At 68.2% G+C, this 20,872-nt stretch carries 20 protein-coding genes and 1 tRNA gene; 9 read left to right on the top strand and 12 right to left on the bottom strand.

Features of this window, described 5'->3' with window-relative positions; genetic code table 11:
- The first annotated feature begins 65 nt into the window (after nt 1-65).
- Together ACFTZB_RS16720 and ACFTZB_RS16725 are read left to right on the top strand one after the other, a co-directional pair.
- Nucleotides 66-1,949: a sulfatase-like hydrolase/transferase gene (locus ACFTZB_RS16720; protein ID WP_378433027.1), complete on the top strand. Its 1,884-nt coding sequence runs from the start codon at nt 66-68 to the stop codon at nt 1,947-1,949.
- A 5-nt stretch (nt 1,950-1,954) separates the two neighbouring features.
- Complete coding sequence (locus ACFTZB_RS16725; protein WP_378433028.1) at nt 1,955-3,196, top strand: hypothetical protein; 1,242 nt, start codon at nt 1,955-1,957, stop codon at nt 3,194-3,196.
- 42 nt (nt 3,197-3,238) lie between these two features.
- On the opposite strand, the gene ACFTZB_RS16730 is transcribed toward ACFTZB_RS16725, so the two are convergent.
- The 4 genes from ACFTZB_RS16730 to ACFTZB_RS16745 all read right to left on the bottom strand — a co-directional run bounded on the left by ACFTZB_RS16730 (nt 3,239) and on the right by ACFTZB_RS16745 (nt 10,018).
- Entirely contained in the window at nt 3,239-5,188 is a 1,950-nt protein-coding gene (locus ACFTZB_RS16730) for an ABC transporter ATP-binding protein (RefSeq protein ID WP_378433029.1), read from the bottom strand.
- Nucleotides 5,185-6,918 (bottom strand): ABC transporter ATP-binding protein, encoded by a 1,734-nt coding sequence (locus tag ACFTZB_RS16735; RefSeq protein WP_378433031.1) that lies wholly within the window; start codon nt 6,916-6,918, stop codon nt 5,185-5,187. The genes ACFTZB_RS16730 and ACFTZB_RS16735 overlap by 4 nt, the downstream gene beginning before the upstream one ends.
- 95 nt (nt 6,919-7,013) lie before the next feature.
- Entirely contained in the window at nt 7,014-9,365 is a 2,352-nt protein-coding gene (locus tag ACFTZB_RS16740) for an MMPL family transporter (RefSeq protein WP_378433032.1), read from the bottom strand.
- Nucleotides 9,366-9,415: 50 nt separating this feature from the next.
- A complete protein-coding gene (locus ACFTZB_RS16745; RefSeq protein WP_072938316.1) occupies nt 9,416-10,018 on the bottom strand; it encodes a TetR/AcrR family transcriptional regulator in 603 nt (200 codons plus the stop codon).
- A gap of 121 nt (nt 10,019-10,139) precedes the next feature.
- Here ACFTZB_RS16745 and ACFTZB_RS16750 point away from each other — a divergent pair, with 121 nt between their 5' ends.
- The 5 genes from ACFTZB_RS16750 (at nt 10,140) to ACFTZB_RS16770 (ending at nt 14,143) form a co-directional block, all read left to right on the top strand.
- Nucleotides 10,140-10,955 carry a class I SAM-dependent methyltransferase gene (locus ACFTZB_RS16750; RefSeq protein ID WP_378433033.1) on the top strand — a complete coding sequence of 272 codons (816 nt, stop codon included), beginning with the start codon at nt 10,140-10,142 and terminating at the stop codon, nt 10,953-10,955.
- Between the two features lie 136 nt (nt 10,956-11,091).
- Nucleotides 11,092-12,162, top strand: coding sequence for an aromatic ring-hydroxylating dioxygenase subunit alpha (locus tag ACFTZB_RS16755; protein ID WP_378433034.1), 1,071 nt, complete (start codon nt 11,092-11,094; stop codon nt 12,160-12,162).
- A gap of 18 nt (nt 12,163-12,180) precedes the next feature.
- Complete coding sequence (locus tag ACFTZB_RS16760; protein WP_378433035.1) at nt 12,181-12,396, top strand: hypothetical protein; 216 nt, start codon at nt 12,181-12,183, stop codon at nt 12,394-12,396.
- Nucleotides 12,397-12,415: 19 nt separating this feature from the next.
- Nucleotides 12,416-13,375, top strand: a complete 960-nt coding sequence (locus ACFTZB_RS16765) for a PDR/VanB family oxidoreductase (RefSeq protein ID WP_378433037.1) — start codon at nt 12,416-12,418, stop codon at nt 13,373-13,375.
- 15 nt (nt 13,376-13,390) lie between these two features.
- A complete protein-coding gene (locus ACFTZB_RS16770) occupies nt 13,391-14,143 on the top strand; it encodes an IclR family transcriptional regulator (RefSeq protein ID WP_378433039.1) in 753 nt (250 codons plus the stop codon).
- On the opposite strand, the gene ACFTZB_RS16775 is transcribed toward ACFTZB_RS16770, so the two are convergent.
- Complete coding sequence (locus tag ACFTZB_RS16775) at nt 14,109-14,606, bottom strand: Rrf2 family transcriptional regulator (RefSeq protein WP_124394269.1); 498 nt, start codon at nt 14,604-14,606, stop codon at nt 14,109-14,111. The genes ACFTZB_RS16770 and ACFTZB_RS16775 overlap by 35 nt on opposite strands.
- A gap of 107 nt (nt 14,607-14,713) precedes the next feature.
- Here ACFTZB_RS16775 and ACFTZB_RS16780 point away from each other — a divergent pair, with 107 nt between their 5' ends.
- On the top strand, nt 14,714-15,682 hold the full coding sequence (locus ACFTZB_RS16780) for a sterol desaturase family protein (protein ID WP_378433040.1): 969 nt from the start codon (nt 14,714-14,716) through the stop codon (nt 15,680-15,682).
- Here the strand turns inward: ACFTZB_RS16780 and ACFTZB_RS16785 are convergent.
- The 5 genes from ACFTZB_RS16785 to ACFTZB_RS16805 form a co-directional block, all read right to left on the bottom strand.
- Nucleotides 15,614-16,297 carry a YceI family protein gene (locus ACFTZB_RS16785; protein WP_378433041.1) on the bottom strand — a complete coding sequence of 228 codons (684 nt, stop codon included), beginning with the start codon at nt 16,295-16,297 and terminating at the stop codon, nt 15,614-15,616. The genes ACFTZB_RS16780 and ACFTZB_RS16785 overlap by 69 nt on opposite strands.
- A 124-nt stretch (nt 16,298-16,421) precedes the next feature.
- A tRNA-Ser gene (locus ACFTZB_RS16790) sits at nt 16,422-16,512 on the bottom strand.
- A gap of 56 nt (nt 16,513-16,568) precedes the next feature.
- Nucleotides 16,569-16,760 carry a CsbD family protein gene (locus ACFTZB_RS16795; RefSeq protein ID WP_009477222.1) on the bottom strand — a complete coding sequence of 64 codons (192 nt, stop codon included), beginning with the start codon at nt 16,758-16,760 and terminating at the stop codon, nt 16,569-16,571.
- 138 nt (nt 16,761-16,898) lie between these two features.
- Nucleotides 16,899-17,357, bottom strand: coding sequence for a nucleoside deaminase (locus ACFTZB_RS16800; protein ID WP_005561213.1), 459 nt, complete (start codon nt 17,355-17,357; stop codon nt 16,899-16,901).
- 11 nt (nt 17,358-17,368) lie between these two features.
- Complete coding sequence (locus ACFTZB_RS16805) at nt 17,369-17,908, bottom strand: tRNA adenosine deaminase-associated protein (RefSeq protein ID WP_087561549.1); 540 nt, start codon at nt 17,906-17,908, stop codon at nt 17,369-17,371.
- A gap of 49 nt (nt 17,909-17,957) precedes the next feature.
- Between ACFTZB_RS16805 and ACFTZB_RS16810 the strand changes: the two genes are divergently transcribed.
- Nucleotides 17,958-18,926, top strand: a complete 969-nt coding sequence (locus ACFTZB_RS16810; RefSeq protein WP_378433043.1) for a prephenate dehydrogenase — start codon at nt 17,958-17,960, stop codon at nt 18,924-18,926.
- A 51-nt stretch (nt 18,927-18,977) separates the two neighbouring features.
- On the opposite strand, the gene ACFTZB_RS16815 is transcribed toward ACFTZB_RS16810, so the two are convergent.
- Together ACFTZB_RS16815 and ACFTZB_RS16820 are read right to left on the bottom strand one after the other, a co-directional pair.
- Nucleotides 18,978-19,565, bottom strand: a complete 588-nt coding sequence (locus ACFTZB_RS16815) for a putative glycolipid-binding domain-containing protein (protein ID WP_072938341.1) — start codon at nt 19,563-19,565, stop codon at nt 18,978-18,980.
- Nucleotides 19,562-20,659 (bottom strand): hypothetical protein, encoded by a 1,098-nt coding sequence (locus ACFTZB_RS16820; RefSeq protein ID WP_378433045.1) that lies wholly within the window; start codon nt 20,657-20,659, stop codon nt 19,562-19,564. The genes ACFTZB_RS16815 and ACFTZB_RS16820 overlap by 4 nt, the downstream gene beginning before the upstream one ends.
- Between the last annotated feature and the right edge of the window lie 213 nt (nt 20,660-20,872).

A 20,872-nucleotide genomic window follows, 5' to 3' on the forward strand; every position in this document is an offset into this window, starting at 1 on the left:
CTACTTCGTTCGAAAGTGGGTACAGAGAGTGTGACGATCCCGCCCCCTCGACCGGAGGAACCGCCATGAGCGACGAGAAGACCGGCCATCGGATCGACAGGCGAACGTTTCTCTCGGGTGCCGCGGTCGCGGGCGGGGTGACCGTGATGTCCGGCCTCTTCGACCGCCGGGCGGACGCGTCGGAGCAACCGCTGCGCCGCCAGCCGAACAACTACGTGCAGCCCAACATCGTGTTCATCGTCGTCGACGAGATGCGGTTTCCCCAGGTCTTTCCGGCCGGGATCACCACTCCGGATCAGTTCCTGCAACGGTTCATGCCCAACCTCTACAAGTTGTGGGCGCCCGGGGTGAAGTTCACGCAGCACTACACGGCCGGGGTGGCGTGCAGCCCCGGCCGCGCGTGTTTCGTCACCGGGCTGTATCCGCTGCAGAACTGGATGCTGCAGACCCGGACCGGTAATCGGGCGTCGCCCGTCCCGTCCCCGGCGATGGGACGGGAGTTCCCGACGTACGGCAAACTGCTGCGGCAGGCGGGGTACGTCACGCCGTATGTCGGGAAGTGGCATCTGTCGCCGTCGCCGGACGAGGATTCGGGGCTCGCCCCCGGCTACCTCGAGGAGTACGGGTTCGACGGGCTGACGATGCCCGACATCATCGGATTGAACGGTGAGGGTTTCGAATTCGACGGGCACATCGCCGACCAGGCCGCGGCGTGGTTGTCGACGCGCAAACCCTCCGACGGCCCGTTCTGCCTCACGGCGAGCTTCGTCAACCCGCACGACCAGCAGTTCTTCTGGGCCGGAACGGAAGCGGAACGCTATCAGTCGCTGTACGCGAACAACGTTCCCCCGCTCAGCCCCGCGCGGACGTGGTCGGTGACCACCGGTGAGAGCGACCCGCCGCGGCTGGGCTACCCGTCCGTGCCGCCCAATTGGGAACCCGAGAAGGCGCTGCAGTCGAAACCGAGCACCCAGGTGTTCGCGCGGGAGTTCCAGGCGCTGGTGTGGGGCGGCGTCACCGACGACGTCCAGAACCTGTCGAACTACTACCTGCAGCCGTACGGTCAGGGCACCGACCCCGACCGGCACATCGCGTTCGCGCCGTACACGTACTGGGAACGGGCACTCGACAGTTACACCAACGTGCTGTCGATGGTCGATCACCACATCGGCACGGTGATCGACTCGCTGCCGGAGGACGTCGCGGCGAACACCGTCTTCGTCATGACGTCGGATCACGGCGAATACGCCGGGGCGCACGGCTTCGTCGCCGGCAAACTGTCCACCGCCTACGACGAGGCGTTCCACATCCCGCTGATCGTCGCCGACCCGACCGGGCGGTTCACCGGCGACACCGACACCCCACGCGGCCAGCTCACGTCGAGCGTCGACGTGGTGCCGCTGCTCGCGACGCTCGGCCACGGCGACCGCAACTGGATGTCGGGGGACCTGTTCGCGACGTACGCCGAACGCGTCGACCTCCTGCCGCTGCTGCGGAGCAACGCCGCGGCGGGACGCGACCACGTCGTCCTCGCCACCAACGAGCATGCACCGCAGGGCATCAACTGGAACAACTCCCCCACCCACATCTACGTGCTGCGCACCCCCGAGGCGAAAGTCGCGGTGTATTCGAAGTGGCTGGGGCCCACCGCCTACGTCGACCCGGCGTCGTTCCAGTACGAGTTCTACGACTACGCCACCGAACGCGGTCGGGCGGAACTCGACAACACCTTCGATCACGACCCGCGCGGCCCGGCCATGGCCGCCCAGCTGATGACCCAGTACCTGCCGACTCAGCTCGCCGCGCCGCTGCCCCCGGCGTTCGCTCAGCAGAGCGCGGACGCGATGGCCCGGTACCTCACCTACATCCAGGTGATCAACCGGTACACCCCCGGCCAGATCGACCGCGAGGGCATCGACAAGTTGACCGCGTTCGGGGAGGTGTTCTGACCGCCGTGGCCGGGAAAATCGTTGCTGCCGTGCTGGTTCTGCTGATATGGTCCGGCGGGGCGTTCCTCGCCTCCGCGGCCCCGCCGCCGACGGCGCAGTGCGCGTGGCAGTTCATGTCCAACTCGACGGTGCTGAACGTCGCGTTCCCCGACGCGAACGCGACGTACTGGGTTCTGCCCTACGCGTTGGCGTCCGGCGACACCATCGAACTGAGCGGCACCTACCCGGCCGCCCGCTACTTCTCGCTCAACACGTACGGCACCAACTTCGACACGGTCGACACGTTGCGCGACAACCAGATCGGGCCCGACCCGGGCAGCGGCAACCCGTTCACCGACGCTGCGGCAAATTCCCCGCCTCCCGCTCAGAAGCGCTGGCACGCCACGGTCGTGACCGGTCCGGCCGACCACGCGCGCAACCAGATTCAGGCCCTTCCCACCGGGACCGGCGCGCAGTCGGTACCCGTCGGCTTCCTCATCATCCGGGTGTACGTGCCCGACGATCCGGCATCACCGACCGGTGGCGTCCCACTGCCCGACGTGACGCTGACGTCCGGCGGTCGAACGTCGCCGGTGCCGACGTGCGGATCCGAATTCGACCCCTCCGCCTACGACAACGGCCCGCTCGGGCAGGTCGCGGAGGCCGGATTCGATCAGATCATCGCCGGCGCCGCGTCCGGCGCGTTCCCCGGCAACGTGCCCGAGGCGACGTTCGTGAACCCCGCCAGCACGTCGGGCCTGTTCCCCAACGGCGACAACAAATACGTCGGAGCGGGCCTGACGTATCAGCCCGGACGCATCGTCGTCGTGCAGGGCCGGGCACCCACATTCCCCGACACCCGCGCTGGACAACCCGTCACGACACCCGGCCGCCAGGTGCGGTACTGGTCGATGTGCCAGAACGACCAGCTGACGCCGTACCCCGTCGTCGCGTGCGCCGCCGACTTCCAGACCCGCACCGACAGCAACGGCAACTACACGTACGTCGTCGCCGCACCGCAGGACGTCCCCGCCCGCGCCGCAGCCGACCCGACCGTCACCGTCATCCCCTGGGGCTCCACCGACGTCGCGAAGAAGGTGCTCTTCCTGCGGTACATGCTGCCGTCCGACGCCTTCTACCCGCAGTCGGTGCAGGCGTCGCAGAACGATCACACCGACCCCGCCACCACGATGGGTCCGTACTACCCGCGCTCCGCCTACTGCGACACCGCCACCTTCGAGGCCGGGGGAAGCACTGCGTGCCTGTGAGTACTTGTTAACCGCCCGTGGTTAATAAGTACTCACGGGCGTTTACGCACTGACGAACTGGCTGTTGTACAGGCGGTAGTACGCGCCGCGGGTGAGGAGCAGGTCCTCGTGGCTGCCCTGCTCGACGATGCGGCCGTCCTCCATGACGACGATGAGGTCGGCGTCGCGGATGGTCGACAGCCGGTGTGCGATCACGAAACTCGTGCGATCGCTGCGCAGGACCGCCGTCGCGTGCTGGACGAGCAGTTCGGTGCGGGTGTCGACGGAACTGGTCGCCTCGTCGAGGATCAGGATCGACGGTTGCGAGATGAACGCGCGGGCGATCGTGATCAGCTGCTTCTCGCCGGCGCTGATGTTGCTGCCCTCCTCGTCGATGACGGTGTCGTAGCCGTCGGGCAGCGAGTGGACGAACCGGTCGACGTAGCTGATCCGCGCGGCTGCGTGGATCTCCTCCTCGGTGGCGTCGGGACGTCCGTACGCGATGTTGTCGCGGATGGTGCCGCCGAACAGCCACGCGTCCTGGAGGACCATGCCGATGCGGGACCGCAGGTCGTCGCGCGACATCTCGGCGATGTCGACGCCGTCGAGGAGGATGCTGCCCCCGTCGAGTTCGTAGAACCGCAGGATGAGGTTGACGAGGGTGGTCTTGCCCGCGCCGGTGGGTCCGACGATGGCGACCATCTGGCCGGGTTCTGCGACCAGCGACAGGTTCTCGATCAGCGGCTTGTCGGGTGAGTAGCCGAACGACACGCCCGAGAACTCCACCCGGCCCGCGACCTCGGCCGGGTTGGGTGCGTCGGCCGGGTCCGGGTCTTCCTCGTCCTCGTCGAGGATGGCGAACACCCGCTCGGCGGACGCCACCCCCGACTGCATGAGGTTGACCATGGCCCCGATCTGAGTGAGGGGCTGGGTGAACTGGCGGGAGTACTGGATGAAGGCCTGCACGTCGCCGAGGCTCATGGTGCCGGACGCCACCCGCATGCCGCCGAGGACGGCGATGGCGACGAAGTTGAGGTTTCCGAGGAACATGATCGCGGGCATGATCAGGCCCGAGATGAACTGGGCCCGGTAGCTGGCCTGGTAGAGCGCCTCGTTCTGCTCCTCGAAGCGGGCCTCCACCTCGCGGCCGCGGCCGAACACGGTGACCAGTTCGTGGCCCGTGTACGCCTCTTCCACGTGCGAGTTGAGTTCGCCGGTCGACTTCCACTGCGACACGAAGTGCGTCTTGGACCGTTTCGCGATCTGCGCCGTCACCAGGATCGACAGCGGCACCGTCAGCACGGCGATCAGCGCGAGCAGCGGCGAGATGACGATCATCATCACGAGGATGCCGATCACCGTCATCGCCGACACGATCAGCTGGCTCATCGTCTGCTGCAGCGACTGCGAGACGTTGTCGATGTCGTTGGTTACCCGGCTGAGCAGGTCGCCGCGGGAGTGGGAGTCGAAGTACCGCAGCGGAAGTCGGTGGATCTTCCGTTCGACCTCGGCGCGCAGGTTCTTCACGACGCCCTGCACGACGATGTTCAGCAGGAAACCCGACAGCCACATGAACACCGACGACCCCAGGTACAGGGCCATCACGATCGCCAGTACCCGGCCGAGTGCGGTGAAGTCGATACCCACGCCGGGGACGACGGCCATGCCGGACACCATGTCGGCGAACGTGTTCTGACCGTCGGCCCGCAGCGCGGCGACGGCCTGCTCCTTCGACATTCCGGCGGGCAACTGGGCGCCGATGATGCCGTCGAAGATCAGGTTCGTGCCCTGGCCGAGCATGCGCGGCGCGATCGACGTGAGCACCACCGACACAGCGGCGACGAGGAAAACGACGCCGACGGCGATGCGGTGGGGACGCAGCCGACGCAGCAGCCGCTTGGTGGACGGCCACAGATCGTGCGGCTTGGACCCCGGGGCTCCCGGAGCGACCGGCCCCGGAATACGCGGGCCGACGGGCCTTTCGGCGGTGGTGGTGGTTGCGCGATCGCTCATAGTGCTTCCTGGACCGATCGTTGGGATTCGACGATCTCGACGTAACACGGACACGTCTCGAGCAGTTCGTCGTGGGTTCCGATTCCGACGACCGCGCCGTCCTCGAGGACCACGATCTGCTCGGCCTCGACGATCGTCGAGACACGCTGGGCGACGACGATGACGCACGCGTCCGAGGTCTCGGGTTTGAGTGCGGCACGCAGCCGGGCGTCGGTGCTGAGGTCCAGGGCGGAGAACGAGTCGTCGAACAGGTAGATCGACGGACGACGCACCAGCGCCCGCGCGATGGCGAGCCGCTGCCGCTGACCGCCGGAGACGGTCGTGCCGCCCTGCGCGACCGGGGTGTCGAGGCCCTCCGGCATGGCGCGCACGAAATCGGCGGCCTGTGCGATCTCCAGCGCCCGCCACAGTTCCTCGTCGGTGGCGTCGGGTTTGCCGTACCGCAGGTTGGTGGCGACGGTGCCCGAGAACAGGTAGGGCCGTTGCGGGACGAGTCCGATGCCTGCCCGCAGGACGTCCAGGTCGATGCGGCGCACATCCGTATCGGACACGGTGACAGCACCCGACGTGGCGTCGATGAGGCGCGGGATCAGCGACAGCAGCGTCGTCTTGCCGGAGCCGGTGCCGCCGATGATCGCGGTGGTCTTGCCGGGTTCGGCGCGGAAACTGATGTCGCGCAGGACGGGCTCGTCGGCGCCGGGGAACTTGAACTGGGCGTCGCGCAGTTCCACCACGCCGGGGTTCTGCAGCACGGTGATCGGATCGACCGGCGGCACGACGGTGGAATCCGTGCCGAGCACCTCGCCGATGCGTTCGGCGCAGACGGTGGCGCGGGGCGCCATCATCGCGATGAACGACGCCATCATCACCGACATCAGGATCTGCATGATGTAGCTGAGCATCGCGGTGAGCGAGCCGACCTGCATGGTGCCGCTGTTGATTTCGTGACCGCCGAACCAGATGACGGCGACGCTGGTGACGTTCGCGATCACCATCACGAGCGGGAACATCACCGCCGTCAGCCTGCCGACGCGCAGGGCGGTCTGGGTGAGCTGCTCGTTGGCGTCGCCGAACCGCTGCATCTCGGAGCGCTCGCGGACGAACGCCCGCACCACGCGGATGCCGGTGATCTGCTCACGGAGCACCCGGTTGACCCCGTCGATGCGGGTCTGCATCTCCCGGAACGCGGGCACCATTCGCGAGATCACGAAGCCCATGGACAGCGCGAGCACCGGCACGGTGACCGCCAGGATCCAGGCGAGCCCGGCGTCCTCCCGGATCGACATCACGACGCCGCCGACGCACATGATCGGCGCCATCACGAGGATCGTGCAGCTCATCACGACCAGCATCTGCACCTGCTGCACGTCGTTGGTGTTGCGGGTGATCAGCGACGGCGCGCCGAAACGGCCGAACTCCCGGGACGAGAAACTCCCCACCTGATGCATGACGGCGCGGCGCACGTCGCGTCCGAAACCCATTGCGGCACGGGCACCGAAGTACACCGAACCGATCGAGCAGATGATCTGCACGACGGTGACGAGCAGCATCATGACGCCCGTGGACAGGATGTACGCCGTGTCGCCCTTGGTGACGCCGTTGTCGATGAGGTCGGCGTTCAGGCTGGGAAGGTACAGCGCTGCCGCGGTCGCGACGAGCTGGAACAGGACGACCGCCGTGAGCTCCCGCTTGTACGGGCGGAGGTACGTGGTGAGCAGGGCATTCAACATGGGCAGCAGCGATCCTGGCGGGTCATCATTATGTCCGAAGGTTACCAACAGAAGGGCCTGCGGCCTTGTGAGTGGTTGACGAGTCCAGAAACTCCTCAACCACTCACGGGCGCGAAGCGCCTGTCCGCGTCGTGCAGGACCTTCTTCAGCTTCTCGCCCTCGATGTCGACGTTGGGCAGGATCTTGTCCAGCCACTTCGGCAGCCACCAGGCCTTGTCGCCGAGCAGTGCCATCACCGACGGGATGATCACCATGCGCACGATGAAAGCGTCGAAGAAGACGGCCGCCGCCAGGGCGAAGCCGATCGACTTGATGAACGAGTTCGGCTCGGCGATGAAGGCCGCGAACACCGAGATCATGATGACCGCGGCGGCGCTGACCACCCGGGCACCGTGGTTGAAGCCGACGGTGACGGCCTGCTTCGCGGTCGCGCCGTGCACGTATTCCTCCCGCATCCGGGTCACCAGGAACACCTGGTAGTCCATCGCGAGTCCGAACACGACACCGATCAGGAAGATCGGCATGAAGCTGACGATCGGCTGCGGGTTGGAGATGATGCCGCCCCAGCCTTCCTGGAACACCGCGACCGTGGCACCGAACGTGGCCGCGACGCTGAGGAGGAAGCCGAGCGTGGCGGTCAGCGGCACGAGCAGCGAGCGGAACACGAGCAGCAGCAGGAGGAAGGCCAGGCCCACGACCACCGCGAGGTACGGGATCAGCGCGTCCTGCAGCGTCTCGGACACGTCGCCTTCGAGCGCGGTCTGCCCGGTGACGCCGTAGTTGACGCCGATCGAGTCGTGTAGGTCGGCCTCCGCGCCGCGGATGTTGTTCACCAGATCCATCGTGGCGGGATCGCTGGGCGCGCTGCTCGGCGTGACCAGGATCTGCGCGGTGTCGCCGGCCTTGTTGACACCGACGACCTGCGCGTTCGACACGTCGTCCTGTGCGGTGATGGTCTTCACGACCTCACCGAACGCCTCCGACGGCGTGCCGGTGGTGACGTCCTTGGCGTCGACGACGACGAGCAGCGGCCCGTTCTTGCCGGGGCCGAAGCCTTCGCTGACGAGGTCGTACGCCTGCCGGGAGCTGGTGGCGGGGTCGCCGGTGCCCTCGCTGGGCAGGGCCAGGCTCAGGCCGGTCGCGGGGACGGCGAGCGCCCCGAGCACCACGACGCCGGCGATCAGCGGAATCGCGGGTCTGCGGACCACGGCGCTGATGTACCGCAGGGCGAGGCTCGGCTTGCCCTCGTCGTCCTCGAGGTCGCGACTGGTGAGGAACGGGATCTTGCCTGCGAACGCCTTCTTCCCGAACAACCCGAGGATCGCGGGCAGGAGCGTCAGGGCGATCGAGACGGCGATGAACACCGTGAACGCGGCGGCCGCACCCATGTCGGACAGGAACGGAATCCCGACGACGCGCAGCGCGATCAGCGCGATGATGACCGTGAGACCGGCGAACACCACGGCGGAGCCGGCGGTGCCGACGGCGCGTCCGGCCGCCTCCGAGCGGTCGTCCGTGAGGGTGAGTTCGTGCCGAAAGCGGGACACGATGAACAGCGAGTAGTCGATGGCGACGGCGAGGCCGATCATGATGGCCAGCGTGGGTGTCATCGAGCTGAGGTCGGTGAAGCCGGTGGCGACGGTGATGCCGAGGCTGCCGATCATGATGCCGATGATCGCGGTGATCAACGGCAGACCCGCGGCCACCAGAGAACCGAACGTCAGCGCGAGCACGACAGCGGCCACGCCGATGCCGACGAGTTCGGTGGAGCCGCCGGGCGGCTCGGCTTCGTTGGCGGCGGACCCGCTGATCTCGACGGTCAGTCCGGCGTTGCGGCCGGCGTCGGCAGCGGCCGAGATCTGGTCGCGCAGGGCCTGATCCACGTCGCCCATGCCGCCCGTGAACGGCACCTCGACGTAGCCGACGGTCTTGTCCGCGTTCAGCGGCGACAGCGCCTGCGCGTTCGCGACGGCGTCCGCTTCACTGATTCCCTTGTCGGCCGCCGTCGACTTCGCCATCTCGACCAGCTGATCGTTCGCCGTGACGGGGTTGACCAGGGCTTTCGCGGCTTCGGCGCCCGAGGCGGTGGCGGGATCGACCTTGGCGGCGTCCTGGACCTGTTCGATGCCGCGCACTTTGGCGAGGACCGCGTCCATCGCCTGCTGACTCTGCTCGCTCTCGAGGGTCTGCCCCTCGGGTGCGGCGAACACGTAGCGCGCGCTGACGGCGTTCATCGGGTCGCTGCCCGCGGCCTCGGGGAAGCGCTCGGCCATCAGGTCCTGCGCCTGCTGCGCGGGGGTGCCCGGGATGGAGAAGGAGTCCTTGGTGGGCCCGGACAGCGTTGCCGCCCCGACGCCCATGAGCACCAGGATCACCAACCAGACGCTGAGGACCGCGCCTTTTCGCCGGTAGGCGAATCTGCCGATCCGATAGAGATAGGTGGCCACGAGAGGCTCCTTCTGAGTCGGTGGAAAGAAGGGTGGTTCGGGGCAGCCGGTTACGGCTGCGGGATTCCCTGACGGAGTTGACGCATGGCGTCGCGGACGAGTTCTTCGGGTCCGCTGGCGCCGGTCTTGCCGCTGCGCCACAGGTCGATCGACGCCTTGCACGCCGATCCGACCGCCATGTGCAGCAGGTTGGGGTAGAGGTCGGTGTCGATGTTCGTGCCGGTGCGTTCGGCGATCACTTCGCCGATGAGGCGCGTGACCCGGAGATGCACTTCGAGCTTCTTCGCGAGCAGCGCGGGGCTGGACTCGACGAGGTCCATCATCACGGCGGTCTCTTCGAGCGGCTTCCCGGGAGCGGTGACGATCTGGACCACCACGTGCTCGAGGGAATCCCAGATCGGCTCGTCCTCGGGGCGGGCGCGGAGCAGGTCCACCCAGTCGTGGACGGACTGCTCGAAGTGCGCGAGGACCGCCTCTTCCTTGCTGGAGAAGTAGTTGTGGAACGTCCGGGTAGAGACTCCCGCCTCGGACGCGATGGCGTCAGCGGTGACGCATTCGATGCCCAGCGCCCGGGCCAGGCGTGCGGCGGCGCCGCTGAGGGCTGCGCGGGTGGCGGCCTTCTTGCGGTCCCGCAGTCCGATTTCCGAAATCACTACACCGACGGTACAGAACTTGCGCAGCTCTGCAAATTTGCGTAAGAGCGCAATTTTCATGTTCTTGCCCACAATCCGCGCGGCACTGTGTCGGGGATCACCGCGGCGTTACGGTGGACCCATGTCCGATCCGACGGCGCCGCTCTCGTTCCGGGCGGACGAGATCGACCGCGCCGCCCTGGACCAACTCGCGTCCGTTCTCGACGTCCAGGCCGCGCGCCCGGGAATCCGGCGACTGCGCGAGTGGTCGTTCGCCGCCCTGCACGTGCAGCCGGGTGAGAGCGCCCTCGACATCGGCTCGGGCACCGGATCGGAGACCCGGGCACTCGCGGCCGCGGTCACCGCGTCGGGCCGGGCGATCGGGCTCGATCCCAATCCCGGCATGGCCGTCCTCGCCCGGGAGCGGACCGAGCAGGAGGGCTCGACCGCGCAGTTCGTGATCGGCGACGCGTACTCGCTGCCGTTCCCCGACAACCGCCTCGACGTCGTGCGCAGCGAGCGGGTGTTCCAGCACCTGAGCGAACCGGACCGCGCGGCGGCGGAAGTGGTCCGCGTCCTGCGGCCCGGTGGGCGCGGCGTGATCGTCGACAGCGACTGGGGCACGGCGATCGTGCACCCCGGCGACCCCCTGGTCCTGCAGGAGATCATGGACGTGATGCTGGCGCACACCGCCAACCCGCACTCCGGTCGGCTGCTCCCGGGTCAGCTCACCGCCGCCGGTCTCGTCGTCGAGGACATCGGCTCGGAGGCGTTGATTCAGGATCCGGCGGATGTGACCGGTCCCCTCGTCCAGATGATGACCGCCTCCGCGGTCGCGGAGGGAGCGATCACCGCCGCGCAGCGCGACGACCTCCTGGACCAGCTGAATGCCGCCGCCCGCAGCGGCGACTTCCACATGTCGGTGACGATGTTCGCCTATCTCGTTCGCAAGCCCTGACGAAATCCTTCCGGCATTCGGAAACCGAGTGTGGTGGATCACCTCCGGTGCCGCACAGTGGTGGGGACGACGCCGTCGCCTCTTCGAGTCCGGTGTCACGAATCACGCAGCAGCCCAGCATATTCCGGAGGCACTCATGTCCACGATCGCCCGCAACCAGTGGTACGTCGCAGCCTACGGCCGCGAGGTCGGACGCGAACTGTTCTCGCGCACGATCTGCGAGGAGCCGATCCTGTTCTGGCGCACCGAGGCCGGCGAGGCCGTCGCGATGAGCGACCGCTGCGTGCACCGCCGCTACCCGCTGTCCGAGGCGCCGAGCCGGCTCGACGGCGACTCCGTGGTCTGCGGCTATCACGGATTCACCTACGGCAGCGACGGCGGCTGCGTGTTCGTGCCCGGCCAGGCCCGCGTTCCCCGCACGGCCCGGCTGCGCTCGTACCAGGTGGTCGAGCAGGACTCGTTCGTGTGGGTGTGGATCGCCGACCCGGACAACCCCGAACAGGGCGATCCCACCCGCATCCCCCGCGCACCGTGGATGGACTCCCCCGACTACACCGTCGTGTCCGGCATGGAACCGATCGACTGCAACTACGGCCTGCTCGTCGACAACCTGATGGACCTCTCCCACGAGACGTACCTGCACGGCGGCTACATCGGCACCCCCGAGGTGGCGGAAACCCCGATCACCACGGAGATCGACGAGGACCGGAACGTGATCTACGTGTCCCGGCACATGGACGACGCCGAGTGCCCGCCGTTCTACTCCGAGTCCACCGGCATCGAGGGTCGCATCACCCGCTGGCAGGACATCGAGTACACCCCGCCGTGCCTGTACCTGCTGCACAGCCGCATCGCCCCGGTCGGCGCACCGCTGCCCGGCGACGACGGCTCCGACCCGCACGCGTTCCACAGCGAGATCGTCTACGCGATCACCCCGTCGACCGAGAACTCCACCCTCGACTTCTGGGCCGTGGCCCGCGACTTCGCGATCGGCGACGACGCCGTCACGGCGTTCCTGGCCGAGAACAACCGGACCGTCGTCATGCAGGACGTCGTGGCGCTGAACATCCTGCAGCAGGCGCTCGACACCGAAAAGGACGGCTACCAGGAGTTGTCGATCAACATCGACGCCGGCGGACTCGGCGCCCGCCGCCTCCTGAAGAAGCTGGCCGGCGCGTCGCGGGCCGTCGCCGCCGCGGCGGGCTGAGCCGTGGAACCGACGAGGATGCTCCGCGGCACCCACGTGATGCGGATCGTGTGGCTGCCGGGTTCGGACCTGCTCGAGGGCGAGTGCCACTGCGGCGCCCGCCACGTCGCGGAGGAACCCGCCGCCCTGTGGGAGTGGTTGCTCGCCTGCCCCGACGGCCACCACCCCACCGACCCGCCGGTACCCGCCGTGCCGCTGCCCGCCGCGCCGGACTCCGTTCCCGTTCCCGTCTGACCTCCCGGAAGAGACCGCCATGCCCATCCCGCCCGAACCCGTGCTCGAACTGGAGCTGACCACCCGGACGCTCGGCGCCGACGGCATCGTCGTGCTGGAGTTCCGCGACCCGTCCGGAGCCGACCTGCCCGCGTGGACGCCGGGTGCGCACGTCGACCTGGTCCTGACACCCGAGCTCACCCGCCAGTACTCGCTGTGCGGCGACCCGGCCGACACCGGCACCTGGCGCATCGCCGTGCTGCGGGAGGCGATTGGCCGCGGCGGTTCGCAGTTCGTGCACGACAAGCTGAGCGAAGGCGACCGCGTCACGATCCGGGGTCCGCGCAACCACTTCGAGCTCGAGCCGTCACCGCGGTACGTGTTCGTCGCCGGCGGCATCGGGATCACGCCGATCCTCACGATGGCACACGCCGCGGACAACGCCGGCGCCGACTGGACCCTCGTCTACGGCGGACGCAGCCGCAGTTCGATGGCGTTCGCCGACGTCCTCGCCGCGCGGTTCGGCGACCGGGTGGTGATCCACCCCCAGGACGAGCACGGGCTCATCGACCTGACGGGGCTGCTCGGCGACGTCCGGGACGACACCCTCGTCTACTGCTGCGGGCCCGCGCCGCTGCTCGACGCCGTCACCGCTCACTGCGACCGCTGGCCGTCCGGCACGCTGCACCTCGAGCGGTTCGCGGCCAAGGACCTCGACCAGCCGGTCCGGGCCGAGGGGTTCGAGGTGGAACTGACGCTGAGCGGCAAGACCGTCACCGTGCCGCCCGAGCAGTCGATCCTGCAGGCCGTCACCGCGGCAGGCGTCCAGGTGCTGTCGTCCTGTGAGGAGGGGACGTGCGGAACCTGCGAGACGACCGTGCTCGGCGGTACTGTCGATCACCGGGATTCCCTGCTCACAGCGGACGAGCAGGCCGAGGGCGACACCATGATGATCTGCGTCTCGCGTGCGAGCTGTGCACGCCTGACGCTGGAACTGTGAGACGGAGACCGAGCAATGGCGATCACCGGATCGGTGACCATTCGCTCGTTACGGCTCCTCGAACTGTTCACCCCCGCGTCGCCGCGGCTGACGCTCAGCGACCTGTCGCGCAAGTCCGGGTACCCACTGAGCACCGTGCACCGGCTGACCAGCGACCTCATCGAATGGGGCGCCCTCGAACGTGACAGCAGCGGTCGCTTCACCGTCGGGCTGAAACTGTGGGAGATCGCGTCGCTCGCACCGCGCGGCACGATGCTGCGCGAACTGGCGATGCCGGTGATGGAGGACCTGTCTCAGATCACGCGGGAGAACGTGCAACTCGGCATCGCGGAGGGCACCGAGGTCGTGTTCGTCGAACGCATCGCCGGACAGAAGGCGGTGCCCGTCCAGACCCGCGTCGGCGGCCGGTTCCCGCTGACGGCGTCCGGCATCGGTTTGGCCCTGCTCGCGTACATGCCCACCGACGTGCAGGAGCAGGTCCTGGCCGGGCCGATCGAGAAGTTCACCGAACGGACCGTCACCGACCCCGTCGTCCTGCGACGCACGCTCGCCGAGATCCGCCGATCCGAGGTCGCGATCAGTGATCGTCAGGTGACCATGGACGCCGTCTCCGTCGCGGCCCCGATCTTCGAACGTCCCGGAACGGCGGTCGCGGCCGTGTCGCTCGTGGTGTCGGCGGAGAATGCGTCGCTGAACGCGCTGGTCCCACTGGTGCGCGCGGCAGGCCGGACGATCAGCCGCGCGCTGCGCCCTCGTCAACCGACGTAGCCGGCCGGGTGCGACGCTCCCAGGCGCCGGGGTCGGACGTCAACGTGGTGAGGAATCCCGGCAGTTGCCCGTTCGCCACGTCCGCGAGGCTCACGTTCTCGAGCACGGCGCGCAGGTTCACCCGCACCGCGATCCACACGTCCTGCAGTTTCGCGGCCGGTCCGCCGTAGTCGACGTCCTCGGGGCGCTCACCGCGCACCGACGCCAGCGGACCCTCGACGGTCCGGATCACGTCGGCGATCGTGATGTCCTCGGCGGGCCGCGCCAGCCAGTAGCCGCCGTCGGGTCCGCGCCTGCTGTTGACCAGTCCGCCGCGGCGGAGGTCGGCGAGCACGGCCTCGAGGAACTTGTGCGGAATCGTCTGCGACTGTGCCAGGAACTCGGCCTTGGACGGGGACGGCCCGGCCGCGGCGAGTTCGATCAGCGTCCGCACGGCGTAGTCCACCTTTGCGGTGATGTGCACACCGAATTCCTACCATCCGAGTATGAAAACCGGCAAATCCCACCCAGTGACGCATGTCACTCCGGGGTACAGTGAACTGGACGATCGTCTTGTATGGAGGAAGCGGCATGTGGGAGACCGTGACGTCGGCATGGAACTCGGCGCTGCTGACGCCCCTGCACGAGCCGGTGACGCTGGCCATCCCCGCGTTCGTGCTGTTCCTCGCCCTCGAATGGTTCGCGGCCCGGCACCTCGAGGACGCGACCATCGACCCCGACGGACGGTCCCGCCCGGTTCGCGGGGGTTACGAGCGCCGCGACGCGCGGGCGAGCATCTCGATGGGTGCCGTGTCCATCCTGACGACGACGTTCTGGAAGGTGCTGGCCCTGATCGGGTACTCCGCGATCTGGGTGTACGTCGCGCCGTGGCACCTGCCCGCCGACGCCTGGTACACGTGGGTGATCCTCATCCTCGGCGTCGACGTGCTGTTCTACACGTATCACCGGATGTCACACCGCATCCGCCTCATCTGGGCCACCCACCAGGCGCACCATTCGAGCGAGTACTTCAACTTCGCCACCGCACTGCGGCAGAAGTGGAACAACAGCGCCGAAATCCTGATGTGGATTCCGTTGCCGCTGATCGGCATTCCGCCGTGGATGGTGTTCATAGGATTCTCCGTGAACCTCGTCTACCAATTCTGGGTTCACACCGAGCGCATCGACACGCTGCCCAGGCCGATCGAATTCGTGTTCAACACCCCGTCGCACCATCGCGTCCACCACGGCTGCGACCCCGAGTACCTCGACCGGAACTACGCCGGCATCCTCATCGTGTGGGACCGGATGTTCGGCACGTTCCAACCCGAAACCCACCGCCCCACCTATGGGCTCACCACACCGGTGGGCACCTACAACATCTGGAAGCTGCAGACCCACGAGTACGCCGCCATCGGCCGGGACTGGCGCCGGGCGTCGTCGTGGCGCGACAAGCTCGGCTACGTGTTCGGTCCACCCGGCTGGACGCCGTCAGGATCGCGCGAAGCTGACCAGGAAGTCGACCGTGCCGCTGCCGTCCACGGTCACGAAACCCAGTGACGGGGGCGTCACACCGAAGTCCGTCCAGGTGACCGGGATGCTGCCCGACGCGATGAGGTCGTCGCCCGAGCGCAGCACGTCGATGTCGACGGTCACCGGACGCGACTGACCCTTCAGCGTCAGCGTGCCCTGCGCGGACACGGTTCCCACGGAACCGTCCGCGGGCAGACCGGACAGATCGACCGGTGAATCGACCGTGAACGTGGCCGTCGGGAACGTGGCGGTGTCCATCACATTGCCGCGGAACTGGTTGTCGCGGCGGGCCTGATCGGTCGCGACGGTCGCCACCTGCACGGTCACGTCGCCGGCGGTGAGCTTCTCCCCCTCGACGGTCGCGTTGCCGGTCACGTCGCCGGTCGACCCGACCACGGTGACACTGGCGCCGTTGAGGATCTCGTGGACGGTGTACCCGGCCGCCGTCTGGTTGGAGCCCTGCCCGGGCGTGACGGTCCACTGCCCGTCGACCGATCCGGTGGCCGCCTCCGCGCCCTCGGTCGACACCGACGCCGCCGGTGCGTCGTCCTCTGCGATGAACTGGCCGTAGAACCACGGTCCGACCAGCACCGCGAGTACGACAACGACCACTGCGCCGACCAACCACCACAGCTTTTTCATGAGCTCAGGCTAGTTGCAGCTTCAAGGGATGTCACCCGGAACGACCTGCGAAGGTGCTGTGAACGAGCGTCGCGGACCGAGACAGAAAAGAAACTCCCCACCTGCGCGGGCAGGTGGGGAGCTGTGGCGGTGGCGGAGGGATTTGAACCCTCGGACGGGGGTTACCCGTCACACGCTTTCGAGGCGTGCTCCTTAGGCCGCTCGGACACGCCACCGCCGGTGACTTTACCGGATGTGGCGCCCGAGCCTGAAATCGCCAGGTGAAGCCGCTTTACGTGAGCTTGTCCTTGAGGTTCTTCGCGGCGTCCTTGACCTTCTCGCCGGCATCCTTCACCGCCGAGGACGCCTGGTCCGCCTTGCCCTCGTCGCGCAGGTCCGGGTCGCCGGTCGCTTTGCCCGTGGCTTCCTTCGCCTGGCCCTTGAGGTCTTCCGCCTTGTTCGAAGCTTTGTCTGCGATTCCCACGAGATACCTCCGTGAATCCGATTTCGAACCCGGTGACGGGTCCGGCGGCGCCTCGTCGGCGCCTGTCTCCAGAGAAGCACGGGTCATGACGACCCGGCCACACTGTGTCGAGTACCCCACGAAAGCGTTTAAAACCGGTCAGCGCCGCTCACGGAAGAAGTCTTCGAGGATGCCGGCGCACTCGTCCTCGAGAACACCGCCCCTGACCTGCGGACGGTGTGTGAGGCGCCGATCGCGGACCACATCCCACAACGAGCCGACGGCACCGGTCTTCGGCTCCCACGCCCCGAACACGACCCGGGAGATCCGGGCCAGCACCAGCGCGCCCGCGCACATCGTGCACGGCTCCAGCGTCACCGCGAGCGTCGCCCCCTCGAGCCGCCACCCGTCTCCGTACACCCGCGCCGCGGCCCGCAACGCGATGATCTCCGCGTGCGCCGTCGGGTCCGACATCGCCTCCCGCGAATTCACCGCCCGCGACACCTCGACGCCGTCCGCGTCGAACACGACCGCACCCACGGGCACGTCGGCGTCGGTGGCGGCGCGGGCCGCCTCGATCGCCGCGCGGATCATCCGCTCGTCGTCCTGAAGAGTCACGGCGTGCGGGACTACCGGGGAAGCTTGTCGAGGACCCCGGTCAGCTCCGTGGTGAACCCGAGCCGCTGCGCGATCATCCCGAGCTGCTCGTCGGGGTACAGATCCGTCTCGGACGTGATGACCGCCAGAACGGGTTCGGGCAGCCCGAGGTCGGCGAGCAGCGACAGGTCGCCCTCCTCCCACGGCTCGACGTCGTCGAGGTCGTCCGGATCGATGTCCGGGACCTCGACGTTGAGCGCCTCGAGGACGTCGGCGGCAATGTCGTAGTCGATGGCGGCGGTGGCGTCGGACAGCAGCAGGCGCGTTCCCGACGGCGCCGGACGGAGCACGATGAAGAACTCGTCGTCCACGTCCAGCAGACCGAAGAACGCGCCCGCGCTACGGAGGGCCCGAAGCTCCTCCTCCGCGACGCTCAGACTGGTCAGAGCAGCCGACGTGAGGGCCTTCACCTTCCACCGGCCGTCCTCGTGTACTACTGCGACACCGAAGCCCTCCAGATCCTCTGCCCGATCCGTGGAGGCGCTGTTGTTTTCCGCGCGCTGTGCACCCATGAGCGCAACGGTAGCCCGCTGGGTGCCGGTAAATGAAGTCCGCCGTCGAATGTGCCAACCTGTTCGGGTGTCTGAAACCCCCTCCACACCTCCGGTGTGCGTGCTCGGCCTGGGATTGATCGGCGGCTCGCTGCTGCGTGCGGCAGTGCGCGCGGGCCGCGAAGCGTGGGGTCACAACCGGTCCGCACCGTCCGTCGACGCCGCCCGCGCCGACGGATTCGACGCCGACACCGATCTCGTCGCGGTGCTGCAGCGCGCGTCCGCCGAATCCGCGCTGATCGTGATCGCGGTCCCGGTCCCCGCCGTCGCCGCCACCCTCACCGCGATCGCCCTGTACGCACCGAACTGCCCGATCACCGACGTCGTCAGCGTCAAGGCCGAGGTCGCGGCGGCCGCGGCCCGGCAGGGACTCGCCGACCGCTACGTGGGCGGGCATCCGATGGCGGGAACGTCGGCGTCCGGGTGGAGCGTCGGCAGCCCCGACCTGTTCCGGGAGGCCGTGTGGGTGGTCGGCACCGACGACGGCGTCGACCCCGGCATCTGGACGCAGGTCGCGCAACTCGCGTTGGACTGCGGTTCCGTCGTCGTGCCCGCCGAGTCCGCCGAACACGACCGGGCGGTCGCGCGGATCTCGCACCTGCCGCACCTGCTGGCCGAGACGCTCGCGATCACCGGAGCCCGCGGCGGACCGCTGGCCCTGGGCCTGGCGGCCGGCTCGTTCCGCGACGGCACCCGCGTGGCCGGAAGCGCCCCCGGGCTCGTCCGGGCCATGTGCGAGGGCAACCGGGACGCCCTGCTGATCGCGCTGGACGAGGCACTGACACTGCTGCAGGACGCCCGGACCGAACTGGCGGAGCAGTCGTCCACGGCGACACTCGTCGAAGACGGTCACGGCGCGCGCCTGACGTACGACAACCAGGAGACCTGGGAGATCACCGGCATCGTTCCCGGCCACGAAGGCTGGATCGAGGAGATGCGTGACGCCGGCCGGCGCGGGGGGCGGCTCCGCCGCCTGTGAGTGCCCGGCGAGTGCAGGGACTCGTTAACCACGCACGGGCGGCTCCGCCGCCTAGATCCGTTCCGCCAGGCCCGGGTAGTCGATGATGAACCCGTCGCGGTCGACCGTCACCGAGGAACTCGACACCGGCGACAGCACGTGAATGCCGTCCGGACCGCTGCTGTAGGTGAGGATCGCGCCCTCCACCCGCAGGTCCAGGAGGTTCACGTAGACGACGGGCACCTCGACGTCCTCGGACCCGAGGTGCAAGCCGTACCGCCGGATGGGCAGGGCGTTGAAGAAGGGGCTGAGCACCATGTCGACGTCGAGTGCGCCCTCGAACGTGGACCGCTGGTGGTTGGCGCCGTGCTCCACCATCCACGTGCCCTCTTCGTCCCGGCTGATCGACATCTGCCGCTCACCGGCCGCGACGGACGTCCGCAGCGACAGCCGGCGGGTCACGCCGCTCTCGTCGGTGACGAGGTCGTAGGACGCGCTGAACGCGGGATGCTCGGGGCACTCGCCGCCGATGATCCGGCCTGCGGCCTTGATGCGGTCGCCGTTCAGTTGGACGCGCACCGATTCCATTCGGGGTGCGTTGTCCGCCCGCCACGTCAGTACTGCGGGCCAGGTCGAGGCACCGGAGGCTTGGATGCTCACCTGTCTACGGTAAGCGACGACGGCTCCCGGGGTGGCAACGGGCCGAGTTTCGTTGCAGCAGAGTTGTCGAGCGTCAGTGCCCGGGCTCGTTCCGTGACCGCGATGCGCGACGAGAAGACGACGAGGGCGCCGAGTCCGACCGCGACGTTCAGCAGCGCCCCGAATTCCTGTGCGACGAAATCGAACACCTCGGTGAGGAGCACCGTGACCAGGGCTGCCGCCCGCAGGAACTGCAGCGGCCACAGTTTGCCGTTCCGCAGTCGCACGACGGCCGACCAGCAGAGGACGAACGCGATCGCGGATCCGGTGAGCTGACCGATCGTCGTGATGTCGGTTCCCTCGTCGCCGCGGAGGTCGTCGTCGAGGGTGATCACGGCGCTGAGCAGTCCCAGGGTGGAGAACAGAGTGAGGAGCACGGCCGCGGTCCAGAGCATGCCGGGGCCCTTCGCGAACGCGGGCGTCGCGCGACGGGCCAGCTCCCTGGCCGTCGGCACGGTCCGGCCGTTGCGGTCCGGGCAGTGGTCGAGCAGATCCCGGACGGACGTCAGCGTCGCCTCGTCCGCCCCGGCGGCGGCCGCCCGGCGCAACTGTGCCAGCGCCTGTTCCCGGCGGGCGCGGTCCAGGCCGCGGTCCAGGCCGCCGAGCGCGATGGCGGCGGCGTTGGCGACGTCCTCCGTCGGGGTCGGCGGCCGCACGTCGTGCAGCGACCGGTTGACCAGCAGCAACACGACGATCACCACGTACATGATCGCGACGGACGGCCGGTAGAAGTAGTCGTTGGTCTTGGTGACGAACTTGCCGATCTCGTCGAGGAACAACCCGAATCCGATGCCGCCGATCACGACCCCCAGGACCCGCGGTTTCATCCCGAGGAACGAGAACACGGTCACGAGCGCCACGACCATGCCGAGTCCGCCCCACAGGACGTGCGCGATGTGCAGCGACGATCCCCCGACCTGCGGATAACCGGTGAGGTGGAGGTACGCGCGGGTGAGCAGGATCGTACAGATCCCGATGATGACGAACGCTTCGACGAGGCCGCTGCCCTGGGCGTCACGCACGAGGTGCGACCGGTTCCGGAAACCCGAGATCATGTCGCCTCCCTGTGTTCCCACCTACAGGAAGTCTAGGACTCTCGGTGGTGGAAAGTCTGCGTGTTGCTCGCCGTGGACGGGCGGTCCAGACGCGCGAGTACGCGGTCGACGACGTGCGGGTCCTGCTGATCCACGCTGGGACGCCTCCGCGGCTCGTTATCATGTGTGGCTGCGCCACCCGTGAGTACTTCTTAACCGCCCGCGGTTAAGAAG

The sequence above is a fragment of the Rhodococcus sp. NPDC057014 genome (assembly GCF_042673295.1).
Classification (GTDB): domain Bacteria; phylum Actinomycetota; class Actinomycetes; order Mycobacteriales; family Mycobacteriaceae; genus Rhodococcus_F.